This is a genomic window from Chamaesiphon sp. OTE_20_metabat_361, from assembly GCF_031364565.1.
In genome coordinates this window covers 1-12709 of the sequence record NZ_JANLWO010000585.1, presented here as the reverse complement: position 1 = coordinate 12709, position 12709 = coordinate 1, and the positions used below count along the sequence as shown (strand labels likewise).

The 12709-nt window shown below is 46.4% G+C and carries 10 protein-coding genes and 1 pseudogene; 5 read left to right on the top strand and 6 right to left on the bottom strand.

Translation table 11 applies throughout. The annotated features are described in order from the left end of the window. From RMO35_RS16935 to RMO35_RS16925, 3 genes are all read right to left on the bottom strand, one after another. Positions 1 to 3555: hypothetical protein (locus RMO35_RS16935; protein ID WP_309742492.1), on the bottom strand; the 3555-nt coding region annotated here is incomplete at its 3' end. Positions 3556 to 3676: 121 nt separating this feature from the next. Then, entirely contained in the window at positions 3677 to 4708 is a 1032-nt protein-coding gene (locus tag RMO35_RS16930) for a MinD/ParA family protein (protein WP_309742491.1), read from the bottom strand. 210 nt (positions 4709 to 4918) lie between these two features. Next, positions 4919 to 5686, bottom strand: coding sequence for an SDR family oxidoreductase (locus RMO35_RS16925; protein WP_309742490.1), 768 nt, complete (start codon positions 5684 to 5686; stop codon positions 4919 to 4921). 176 nt (positions 5687 to 5862) lie between these two features. On the opposite strand from RMO35_RS16925, the gene RMO35_RS16920 reads away from it, so the two are divergent. The 4 genes from RMO35_RS16920 (at position 5863) to RMO35_RS16900 (ending at position 9724) form a co-directional block, all read left to right on the top strand. Beyond that, positions 5863 to 6834 (top strand): AraC family transcriptional regulator, encoded by a 972-nt coding sequence (locus RMO35_RS16920; protein WP_309742489.1) that lies wholly within the window; start codon positions 5863 to 5865, stop codon positions 6832 to 6834. Between the two features lie 301 nt (positions 6835 to 7135). After that, a complete protein-coding gene (locus RMO35_RS16915) occupies positions 7136 to 7354 on the top strand; it encodes a type II toxin-antitoxin system Phd/YefM family antitoxin (RefSeq protein WP_309742488.1) in 219 nt (72 codons plus the stop codon). A gap of 415 nt (positions 7355 to 7769) precedes the next feature. Then, positions 7770 to 8195, top strand: coding sequence for a hypothetical protein (locus RMO35_RS16910; protein WP_309742487.1), 426 nt, complete (start codon positions 7770 to 7772; stop codon positions 8193 to 8195). 437 nt (positions 8196 to 8632) lie between these two features. Continuing rightward, positions 8633 to 9724, top strand: coding sequence for a hypothetical protein (locus tag RMO35_RS16900; protein WP_309742485.1), 1092 nt, complete (start codon positions 8633 to 8635; stop codon positions 9722 to 9724). Here the strand turns inward: RMO35_RS16900 and RMO35_RS16895 are convergent. Beyond that, a pseudogene (locus RMO35_RS16895) lies at positions 9717 to 10484 on the bottom strand (IS5 family transposase). The gene RMO35_RS16900 and the pseudogene RMO35_RS16895 overlap by 8 nt on opposite strands. Positions 10485 to 10635: 151 nt before the next feature. On the opposite strand from RMO35_RS16895, the gene RMO35_RS16890 reads away from it, so the two are divergent. Then, the gene (locus RMO35_RS16890) at positions 10636 to 11361 is read left to right on the top strand and encodes a Uma2 family endonuclease (RefSeq protein ID WP_309742484.1); all 726 of its coding nucleotides are present in this window, start codon (positions 10636 to 10638) and stop codon (positions 11359 to 11361) included. 42 nt (positions 11362 to 11403) lie between these two features. Here RMO35_RS16890 and RMO35_RS16885 read toward each other — a convergent pair whose 3' ends face one another. Both RMO35_RS16885 and RMO35_RS16880 read right to left on the bottom strand, forming a co-directional pair. Beyond that, positions 11404 to 12021, bottom strand: coding sequence for a chorismate lyase (locus tag RMO35_RS16885; protein WP_396135691.1), 618 nt, complete (start codon positions 12019 to 12021; stop codon positions 11404 to 11406). Positions 12022 to 12130: 109 nt separating this feature from the next. Beyond that, the gene (locus RMO35_RS16880) at positions 12131 to 12535 is read right to left on the bottom strand and encodes an NIL domain-containing protein (RefSeq protein WP_309742482.1); all 405 of its coding nucleotides are present in this window, start codon (positions 12533 to 12535) and stop codon (positions 12131 to 12133) included. Between the last annotated feature and the right edge of the window lie 174 nt (positions 12536 to 12709).

The following is a 12709-nucleotide window of genomic DNA, read 5'->3' as shown; positions in this document are numbered from 1 at the left end:
GCTGGTGGAGGTCGTTGTCATGCGGGCAACTGGAGCGGCGGTAGTCATAATTCGAGCGCGGCTCTGGGATTTCCAATGTTGATACCGGAGCAAGGGAAAGGAAGCTACTCGCTTTGATAACGCCCAGAAGAAAACATAACTAGCAACCAACCGCTCCAACGCACCAAATCGAGCTTCGCGTAATTCTGCGAGTAATTTGGTGTTGCTAGCTAGATCGGTTGCAGCATCGGGCAAAATAATCGCCGCTGCAAAGCCTTGTTGCTCGATCGACTGATTTTGCCCCAGGGCAATAATTTCGGCACCTGCGGTCAGATGGCGTACCCCGTTGGCTTGTTTCCCAGTCATCATCGCCGCACTTTCGCGCTCTTGTTGCGATCGATCGCCGCGTCCATCGGGGATACCTAAAAATACTAACGTGCCTCTGACGATCCGGTGTCCGAACAGGTGCAGCATCTGATCTTGGGGGTTCGCACCATGCACCTCTAAGGAGGTAATCCCATAACTGAGCGAAAATAACTTACTGACATAGGCAGTTAATAATTGATGCACCCACGGCACATCGCCAATGACTAACGTCCGCTTGCCCATGCGGGCGAATAAAGATCTCCCTTGGAAATATCGCAAACCCAACGTCCACAGCCAGGAACCAAAAATGTAAATCCCAATATCCGCTAACGTCAGCGCGGGTAGCAACCAGCCTGGTACCGCTAAATTAGCCAATCCAAAGATGGCTCGACAGATTGTTTGCACTAATGGAGCTTGTAACCCGACGCTTACCAGCACATAAATAGCCTGAATCCCCCAGGCGATCGGCATTTCGGTGATGTGTAACGCCCATTGGCGACCGACTCGCACGAGCTGACGATGAGTAGCAGATTCAATCGTACCCACGATCGATCCGACCCGCCGATCGACAAAATCATCCCTGATCCGTTCGAGACTGGTGAGATTAGCAGTGGTTAAGGTCATCCCAAATGCCTTCTGACGAGCGGGAAAGCCCTGTTGGAGTCGTTTGGTCAAATATAGTAATAATTCAGTTAACGTGGTTTGAGCGGCTACTACAGCCACGGTGGTGGGTTCCGCTGTGCGCCGACCGCTACCATTAATAAAAATGCGGCGGGTAAAACTAGCCGCAGGATAATAATATTGCTCGATCGCACTCCCCATCAAGCTACAGACTTCGCCTGTCATCACAAACAGTTCGCCGATCTCGGATTGGCGGCGTAACTGCTCGAATATCTGCGTGGCTTGTAGTGTGGGAAATGTCTGTCCAGATTGACTGATCGCTAGCACGATCGAAGTTTTACCTAAATGTAAACTATCCGAGTCAGATTGCAATTTCCATAATACGTGGTTGGCGGATAAGGTTTCGACCCTTAATCCTGGGTAGATCGATTTCAGATCTTGGGCAAATCTTTCGCCCAACCACAGGCTATTTTCCACCCCTGTAATCAATAAATCGAGAGTGCGATCGTCTACCACTGAATCGGGCTTGTTGTTACTGGTTGCCTGCTGACGGCGATCCCACAGCCTCGCTCGTTCGATCAGTAATTCGGCTAAATAATCCGCGCTTTGACGATTGAAGGAAGCTGGATCTTGCCAGGATGCGGCGATCGCTTTAATCACCTGGGGAATTTCCCCAATGTCATGAGCCACCGGATCTGGAGCACTTGCGGCTGGCGGTAAAATATAATCATTGTGCTGGAGTGGAATCCATCGCTGCGCTAATTCCGCACCGACTAATTCCCGATCGGCTTGGATGTCATAAATTGCAATTCGATCGACACCTACCCAGGCAATTTCACCCCCTTTTTGCTCCAAATCTAAGCGATAGGAGCGCGGAACCTGCGCCAACACCGCATCGACAGCAGCGGGTTCGGAGGCATAAACCATGTATTCTTCTGCGACATTAAATCCCGTAGCGATCGGTTGTCCCCACGCACTCAGCACCACACTATCCGCACAAAGCGTCGAAGCTGTCACCAACCCAAAGGTACCTGTGGCTCGCGACATGAATAATTTCGCCGCCTGGTAGGGATTGTTGTAAAAGAAGGCATTTACCGCCGTCTTCACAAACGCCGCCCGCGCCAATTCAGTCCAACACCCGATCGTATGATGCTGACTGAAAGCCTGAATGATCTCCCGTTCGAGTCGATTGACATGGGACTGGGACAACTCCAACATCGACTGGGCATCGGGACGCAGCAACACTGCCTGATGGTGGCAAAAGATTTCTTCAACGATCTCTGCCCAACCGCTAATTTCTAACTCAGACGGCGCAGTATTCGGGGCTGTTTTCGTGGGAATTTTGCCCCCAAACGCGGCTGAGAGCGATTTCGCAACCGCTAGTTGATATGCCAGCCGCAACGAAGCCGCCCACATCCCTTGAGTAATTAATAAATCCATCATCCCCGCAATTTTGGGCGAGTCGCCCAGGGTGGAATTGGGCGTATGCAAGACGCGTTCGAGCCATAAACCCAGCTCGGTATTTGCGATTTCTTCACCAAATAGCATCCAGGCATCAAAGTCGCCATTATGGGTAATCCGGTGGTTCACCGTCTGACGATCTTTGACCCATTGCCCCCGATCCACCCGCCACACATCGGCAGATCTCGCTGGCATCCACTCATGCCAATGAGTCTCCAAAATCGCTGGCGGGCTGCTGGTGGCATAACGATAGTGCCAAATTCCCACGATCGCCTTATCCACCGCTTGGGCACCAGATCGCCGCGCCCGCTCTCTGACGGTTGCAAAAGCCGTTTCTAGCGATCGAGTTAAATTCTGTCGCTTGCGATTAATGATTTTTTTACCGACAAATACGACCCGATCCGTCGGATCGCGAGCAAACACCACACCACCACCAGCTTGCTCGCCCCGAATTTCCGTCTCATGCCCCATTGCCTGAAAAATCGCCACGACTCTAGCTGGTAATAGCTCGCGATCGTCATTTGCCAACCGTTTCCCGACAAACCCAAAGTTACCACAGTTAAAGCAAGTCGCCTCACCTGTCATCATCGCCACCAGGTCGGAGCGCGAACTAAAAATCGCGATCGCATTGGCACCAATCAAGGCTGGAATTACCAACCGATCGATCGACTCGCAGAGATTGAGATCTATTCTAAATAAATCATCAGGCATCGGTACGATCGAGACTAATCCCACCGCCATAATATTAAATAAAATCCCGCCTCCTGCCTTAATTCGGATTGCCAGCGGCGTTGTTTTACCAACTGCTACCCAAGGATAGTCGGCATCTGCACTTAAAGGTGAAAATATTGGTGTAAAAGGAATTAGCGAGCTGAATATATCAGCTATAGTCTGATGTTCGAGCAGGTTAGCCCGATTGATAAATGTGGGATCTCGATCGACAATAGCGGTAATCAGAACGTGTCCTAACCCATGCGTAATAATTGCAATATTCCAGACAATTCTCAATAGAACAGCATAAGTAAGCAATAAAATTGGACTAGGATAGTCGATATCGATCCAGCATAGTATTAATAACGCGATCGATTCTGGAATTAAATGCTTGCAAATTACTAACCAAATATTCATAACGTGAGTTGCTACCTATAGAACGCCTACGATTGAAATCGTGGCTAATGTTGCAAAGTCCGCCTGCGCGGACTAGTCTATTAGTCCGCGTAGGCGGACTTTGCATTCTGAGGAGCGGTTTCTAACCGCTTGGGTTGTAGGTAGCAACTTTGGTTACATAACAATCCTTGAAATTTCTGGTAGTGTTGCCGATTTGCGGACTAAAATCGCCACAAACAATCAGATCGCTAATTTGAGCGATGGCTTGGGTCAACGGATGATCGGGATAACGCAGCGAGAACACCTGGTTACTGGCTAATTGCATCATTTTGACTGAGAATGGCAAGACTGCCGCAACAGGCAGATCGTAGGACGTTTCTAGCTGCTGTGTGTAAGTCTCGACATCCAATTTAGGCAAGGCTTTGTTCGCCACTAGCAACATGCGATCGACTGACAACTCGCGGAATAATTCGACAAGCGCGATTGTACCGGGATCGTCTCGATCGTCTGGACGCAACAATACTACTAATGAACTGCAAGCGGCGATCGTTTTGAGGGTGGCGGGATTGATGCCAGAGTGGGTATCGACAAATAAAAAATCCAGTTGCAGATCGTGAGTAATCTCTGTAAAGCCTTCCAGTAGCCGCGCTTGGCTATAACCTTTCTGCAAAATTGTCAGATCGTTGGCTTTGACACTCGCAGGGATCAGATAAAGCGCACCAGGGGTACTCAGATCCGCCTGTGCTAGTAACAGATCGCTCAGATCGTAAGCGGCTTGATTAAGAGCGCAACGATGCCAGAGATAGTCATTGAGGGTGAGATCGATCGACTTTTGCTCCAGCCCCAATAACATCTGCATCCCTGGCGATTGTAAATCTGTATCGATAATTCCCACTCGTTTACCCTGCTGCGCCATCAACACCGCGAGATTGCTAACCAGAGTTGACTTGCCCGTACCACCGCGAAAAGATTGTACTGCCACAATTTGAGCGTTACTACCGCCAGCGGTAGCTGTTGTGGCTAGGGTCCGATCGACTTTCGGGCGCGCAGGATCGAGTGCAGGATAGAGAGTCGGGCGATAGAGATGTTCAATGTCGTCACTGTTGCTGGCGCATTGCTGTACTTGCCCTATTGCCGGAAGTTCGTCAAACCTCATATCTCGATTTAACTCCACTACTAACTGACTTACAAATACCTTTGTCGATCGAGTGTTTGCTCGAATCGAAGCTATCTATACTTCAGCTTACTAGTTACTCCCGATCGAGTTGTAACAGAATCCGATCGATAATTAGCAGATTCTGATGATTCGATCGGCAATCTGTCTGAATGTCATACTTGTCTCTCCACTCTAGATGCCTAATCCGACACTGAATTAGCGATCGCTTTAGATCGATTGACCACCAGAAACTTCAATCCGCTGGGCATTCACCCATTTGTTATCTTCAGATAATAGTGACGCGATCGCCCCACCAATATCATCAGGCAGACCAACACGACCCAAGGCAGTAATTGAAGCAAAATATTGATTAATGTCTGGATTGTCCCGCACCGCACCGCCACCGAAGTCGGTTTCGATCGCGCCTGGAGCCACCACATTTACCGCAATCTTTCGCTCTCCCAATTCTTTTGCCATATATTTGGTTAAAGTCTCGATCGCACCTTTCATGCTGGCATAAGCAGCATACCCAGGCAAGATAATCCGCGTTAAACCAGTAGAAAGATTGACAATCCGTCCGCCATCATTAATCAGCGGCAGCAGTTTCTGCGTGAGAAAGAAAACACCCTTGAGATGGATATTCATCAAGTGGTCAAAATCTGCTTCTGTCATATCTGCAAAAGACGCACCTATGCCAGTCCCAGCGTTATTAACTAGGAAGTCAAAGCGATCGGTTTGCCATTTTGCTTGGAGAGCTTGCTTAACCTGTCCCGCAAAATCATCGAAGGTTTTCGTATTTGCAGTATCGAGTTGCAGTGCGATCGCGTTGGCTCCCAAAGATTCAATTTCAGCTACGACTTTAGCTGCTTCCGCTGCGTTGGTGTGATAGGTAACGATAACATCGACCCCTTTTTTAGCAAGATTCAAAGCAGTACTTTTGCCCAGTCCTCGACTAGCTCCGGTTACTATTGCAATTTTTGAGCTGTTGTTAGTCATTGCCTTATACTTTGAGTATTTTTGGTGAATGTACTTATCTTATAAACAAGAGCATGAGTTTGAAATACACAAAACTCTCTACTTATTGCCTAATCCTCCAAATTTAATCTTTAACGCTGGGTCGAAATATTCTATAATAACTGTCACCAGCCGATCGAATCAGTCGAAAAATTAAGATGACAATTCTCGTTCCCAGCGACTTCGCAAACGAACAAATAGCTAGTCAGTGCCAAGAACTAGCATCACTGATAACTCGCCACACAGCAAGTCATGGTGATGGTTTTTATCAGACGAGGATCGAGAAGTTGCAATTTGGACGAGAATCTTCTGTTGCCAGTACTCTAGCCGCAGTCAGTACACCGATGCTGGCGATTGTCGTTCAGGGCAAAAAAGCCGCATTGCTGGGCGAGGAGACTTATTATTATGGGGCAGCTCAATACTTGATTCTCTCGATCGATTTACCGATTAGCGGCTTTATTACCGAGGCAACCTCCACCCAACCATATTTAGGATTTAGACTAGATCTCGATCCGCACCAACTCGGTGAAATTATTACCGCCCAAACCAGCATCATCGCTGGTAAAAAAGAAACTTCAGTCAGAGGCTTTTTTGTCAGCACTGCCGATATGTCATTACTTGAGTGCGCGCTGAGATTGACAAAGCTATTGGACACGCCGCAGGATATCCCGATGCTGGCTCCGATGATTATCCAGGAAATCTACTATCGCCTCTTAATGGGCGAACAATGCGAAGCCGTTCGGCAGATTGCAACAGCGGGTAGTAATATGCAGCGCATCGCTCAGGCGATTCAACATATTAAGACTAATTTTACCAAGCCACTGCGAATTGAAGATCTGGCCGATCTAGCTAGGATGTCTCCTTCCTCATTCCATTACCATTTCAAACAAGTGACATCGATGAGTCCATTGCGCTATCAGAAGCAATTGAAACTCATAGAGGCACGTCGCCTGATGCTGGTCGAACGATCTACTGCGGCAAATGCTGCCGACAGAGTGGGGTATGAAAGTCCTTCCCAGTTCAGCCGTGAATATGCTCGAATGTTTGGTGCGCCGCCGATTCGAGATATCGTTAGCGTAGCATACGGAGATAATCGGTTACGACCAGCGATCGATCTAAGCTCAATTTAACTGATGGGGTACAAGCAGGCTAAAAAGTAGATAGGGCTGATTGTATAGCTGTGCTAATTTAATTTATCCTGGCTGGCACTGTACCCGATCGATAAATCTATCCCTGTATGGAGTCACACCCGCAGATTTACTAGCAACCAATAGTACAATCGTGGTAATGCTCAGTGGCGTAGATCGAACCGTTACCCAGATAATGTATGCCCTTCATACCTGTGATCCTCAAGACATTTTCTTGTCTTTTGACAAAGTACTAGTATTTTTGTTCTATAATAAGCTTGAAATCTAATTTCTTGCAATCGTGATGAATACATATACGATCTATAACGCTAAATCCCAGTTTTCCAAATTATTGTCCCGTGTAGAGCTAGGGGAAGAGATCGTCATCTCCAACCGAGGTATCGCGGTTGCTAGGTTAGTTCCTGTGGAAAATAAGCGATCGCGCAGTCGCAGTATGGGTGTCGATCGCGGCTTGTATTACATCCCCTCCAGTTTTAACAACCCGCTGCCCCCTTATTTATAAGTCCTAGTTTTCTGGTATTTCAGTTAAACCAAGCGTAAGGATCGATTGCGAATGCTTACACCGTGAATGGAGTAGTTATTCAGCAATTTAGTTGAATAACTACTCCATTTTTTTGTCGATCGTAAAATTTTGTTCACTGTTGGATTTACTCTTGATTATTTTTGGCAATCGTCTATAATCTCATGCGGATAAAAGAGAGGATGAATCTAACCTAACCAACTAATCAAGTTAAGTTGATTTTACTTAACATAGGGCTGTTATTGTTCGATCGCCTCTCAACTGAATCTTCGATCGACGGTAGTTAAAGAAAAACTTAGATTCTGGTTTTTTGTGTCTAAACCGTTCGTCGTTCGATCGGTAGTTACTTAAATAAATCGAGTCAAAACTTATATTAATGAAAACATAGAGTGTCACCATGAGCTACGCCACTTCACTAAGCAAACCTAGAAGTAAAATTTCTTGGAAATATATACAATATGCCTTAATTTCCTGTTTCTCTCCAATTATTTGGGGATGGAACTTAGCTCCTAAAGCTAATGCTGCGCCAATCTACGATGCTTTTGTAACAGTATCGACTACCAAGATTACCACAATCATGGCTGGATTTCCAGTCGCAGGCCCACTATTTACGACTCTGTTTACTGCCATTGTCAATCTAATTCCCTGGGCTGTACTACTGATGGTCGGTGGTATTGTCATCTGGCAAGCTTATCTGGAATATCAGGAATACGATCGAGAAAACTTTTCTGGGATAGTTAAACCGATGTTAAATATCATCGTCCTGGTAATTCTCGTCATTGCGACAGATAGAATTATCAACTTTATATTTACTGGTGCTTAATTCAATTAAGTATCTAATAGCTGTAACGGTTTTCACCTAGTCATATGGAAAGAAAAACGCAAATCGAAGTCAATAGAGCATTGAGACGCAGAGCGAAGATGATGGGCATTCCTCGCGATGTCGCAATCGTTTTGGCATTAATCGTGGTTTTTTGTCTATTTCTAGGATATTTGAAAGTTCCGGGTAACATCGTTACAGCTATTTTTGTCACTTTATTTTTCACGGCCATACTCTCTCTCAAGGATGGAATGGCTGATGTCCTAGCAAGAAACAGGGAACCAAAAAATTACACCAGAGGATGTCTGAATTATCGATCGCCACTTTCAGATTTAACTCCTCGATCGATAGCCCGTTTAATTAGAAAAAAGCAACGACTATAAATTAATCTCAGCGTTAGGTTGTCATCTGGTTTAAATCCTTTATTTTATTTGCAATTTATGAAAAATAAGGAAATTAGTAAATCTCAAAAGCCAAAGCGAGAACTAAGAAAGATAAAGCATAAAGGCTTGAGCCAAAAAAAGAAGGTGCTCTACCCTTTGGAAACCTCAACACATTTGCAAAGTATCATCAACTATACCTTGCCAAATGGCACTCAAGTTGGTGCTTTATTAATGAACGCCAGCGATAAACTAGACTTTCCAGAATACAAATTGCGATTTATTTGGGAATGCCCAGGCATTCATGATGATTTTGGCGAAGTGGCAGCTAAATCGATCGTTAACTCGATCGCATCTCTAGGGCACGAATTACCGATAGGCGAAAAGTTGCGCGTTGAATTTCAATCATTCTCAGATCGCACCGACCGCCTGAATGAATTAATAGCTCAATTTGAAACGGCATCGCCTCAATCTCAGCCATTAATTGCTGAAGAAATGCTAATTTTACAGAATCTCGACACTAGCGGTCAACGCCGCCCTCACCAAGTATTTTTGATGGGCACTTTTACCCCTAACTTAGGAGCGCGAGAGCAAAAGTTAATCGAGAAAATCATCAAATTCAGTACCCTATGGTATCAAAGGCTGTCAGGTTCGATCGAGGAAGTTCGCCAACAAACGATCGATGCGATTCTCCTAAATGCCTACGAGCAGGGCTTTTTTGAGTGGTCTAATTTATTTAGAGATAAACTTCAACTCAAAGCTACACCCCTATCTGGTGAGGAAGTTTGGCAGCACTGCTGGAAAGAACTTAATCGCTTTAACGATCGTGTAGAAGAACTCGCACCAGAGCCAGCTCCACAAATCATCGAATTCAATCTGCAAAAGGGGACAATCGGCGAAAACGTGCGGACGCGACTGCATCCAACTAGCGTAATGATGCGCTATCCGTCTGCCGTTCCCTCTTCCAACCGCGATCGCATCAAAGTCGATCGTCGATACGTCGGTAGTCTGCTGCTGAAACTTCAACCCAAAGTCTTTGAAGAAGCAGGTAATAAGTCATATCAAGAAGTTCAACTACATTATCTATCGAATTTAATGGCAATCGGCTCGGCTTACGATTATCGAATCGTGCTAGGGCGTGTCATCAATTGAGCCAGATGACAGAAGTGGCAAGATAAATAGCACCCAGAAAGTTGACAGCGCGCTTATCATAACGAGTAGCAATAGCTCGATACTGCTTGAGCTTGGCAAAAAAGTTTTCAATTAGATGTCTAGCTTTATCCAAATCTTTGTCATACTCACGAGGTTTAATTCGATTGCATTTGGGTGGAATCACGGCAGTTTTATCCTGAGATTGCAATAGCTCAATCACACGTTTGTCTGCATCATACCCTTTGTCTGCCAGTATGATGTCAGCAGCCAATTTAGGTAGTAGTAGATCCGCTCCATCTAAGTCACAGGCTTGTCGGGCGTGTCAAATGAAAACTCAATGGATTACCAAGTGCGTCAGTAGTTGCATGAATTTTAGTACTCAAACCTCCTTTACTTCGACCAATTGCTTCGTCGTTTGGCTCCCCCCTTTTTTTGCCCCCGCACTGTGTTGGTGTGCGCGGACAATTGTTGCATCAATCATGGCATATTCATTATCAGCCTCGGCTGCCAAATGTTGAAATACTTGCTCCCATATACCTGTTTTTGCCCATCGACTCAACCTGGTGTGTACCACTCGAAAATCTCCAAATCGAGCGGGTAAGTCTCTCCACGCGCTGCCAGAGCGATATCGATATAGCACTGCTTCGATAAACAATCGATTATCTTTTGCTGTGACACCCACAGAACCATCTCGTCCTGGTAGGATGTCTTTAATTCGCTCCCACTGGTCATCTCGCAGAGCATACCTTCTGGTTGTCATCGCCTTACTACTCTGTTACTTTACCTAAGTTTACCTAATTGATGACACGCCCTAGTTGGGTGCGTTGGGTTTCGCCCTGCTCTACCCAACCTACAGATCCTTGTACTAGTTCCTCAAGTAGAATGGAAATAAATCAAGAGCATAACTTTAGATGCTAGCTACTAACCAGATCGTCTACCCAGACAGCGACGGACAGCCGATGGCAGATAATACCAAGCAATTCCAGTGGATTACTGTCATCAAAACCAACCTAGATTGGTTGTTTCGTGATGATGAGCGGGTATTTGTGGCAGGAGATTTATTGTGGTACCCCGTCGAAGGTAATCCCAAATACCGCGTGGCTCCTGATGTGATGGTAGTCTTTGGTAGACCCAAAGGCGACAGGGGATCTTACAAACAATGGCTAGAAGACGATCTTGCGCCGCAGGTAGTATTTGAAATTCTCTCTCCAGGTAATACTGAAGGCGAAATGGAGCGGAAGTTGCAAATATACGCGCGGTGTGGCGTAGAAGAATACTATATCTACGATCCAGATCGATCGATTCTCAAAGGCTATCAGCACAGTGATGACTTTTTTCTCGATTCTCCAGGGGAGACGATACTCGAACGAATTGAATCGATAAACGATTGGACTAGTCCACGTCTGGGGATTAGTTTTCGGTTAATTGGGGACGATCTCCAGATTACGCATCCCGACGGACGAGTCTTTGAAACTTTCGATAATGTTGCCACAGAACGCGATCTCTTGCTTACCGATAAACAGCAATTGGAGGCTGATAAGCAGCAATTGGAGGCTGATAAGCAGCAATTGGAGAGCGAGAAAAGTAAACGGGATGCCAAGCTGCGAGAATTGGGTATCGATCCAGATACATTGTAAAGATCGATCCGACTGAGGGCATGACATTTCCCGATTTGATACTCAAACCTTATCGCGATCGAGCTTTCCTAAATACTGCTGAAGATAGGGTGAAAATACCTCGTAAATGAGCGTCAATGGTTGTCCGTGGTGCCAGAAGAGATAGTGACGACCCCAAAATGGCCCAGCCTCCCCGAAAGCCTGCGCTAGCACTGGCGAGTCGCCATAATAGATCCCTTGGACATCCCGGTACAATTCCGTGCGAAGCTTGGCTAAACTCGCCCAAATTGGCAAAGATTTATTTTCTAGATACTCATCCACATGTCTGGCTTCCCACCAGGAAGTCGCATAAGCCAGCCTTTGCCCCGATGCAGTTCGCAGCCAGACTTGACGGCGGACTCGCGGCCCTGGAACTGCCTGCAACGAACTGGGGGCACGATCGTCATCCATGCCGATTGCCGACATATCGATTACGTCTACTTCGGTTGGTTCGCCTGTCAATAGTTGCAAGTGTCGCGTCGGCGAACCGTCACCGAGCAATAAAATCTGCCATGCTGGCGGTAGCTGCTGATGTGGCAAACCAGATCGCACCACTTCAGCTCCCCCTTGCCAAATTGGCTGGAGGGCATTCCAGCTTGTCGCGATCGCCCCTTCATTGCCTAGATCGGTCGTAATAATCAAAATCGTCAATAAGTCTTAACACTCTTTACTCATATCATAAACCGATTTAGCGATCTAACAAAGACGATCGAGCCACCCCACCGCAGTCAAATAATCACAGCTAGCAACCCTAGAGATTAGTGGAAATTGCGCCCACCGGACAGGTAGGAATACACTGCTCGCAAACGATACACCGCGATCGGGTAAAGTTGAGCTTGAAAGTCTCGGGTTCGAGATTGAGAGCTTCCGTCGGACATACACCCGTACACAATCCACAATCGACACAGATCTCCTCATCGACATAGATTTCCTTATTTGCTGTCGAAACTTGGATACCTTGCGATCGCATCCAATCGATCGCAGCGTCGAGTTCGTCGATATCTCCAGCTAATTCTACTACTAGTTTCCCAATCTGGTTGGGTGCAACCTGTGCGCGCAGAATATTCGCCGCAATATTAAAGTCTTTTGCCAGCCGATAGGCAACTGGCATCTGAACCACTCGTTTAGGGAATGTAAGAGTAACCCGTTTTTTCACAGTTTCACAATAGCGATCGATCTCATTCTAAGGCGGATGCGGGGGAGACGGGGAGACGGGGAGACGGGGAGTTAACGAACGAATAATTATGCGTTAAATTAGTAACGTCGAATTTTACCTCTTACTTTTTACCTCTTACTTTTTACCTCTTACCTTTTACCCTTTACCCCTTAC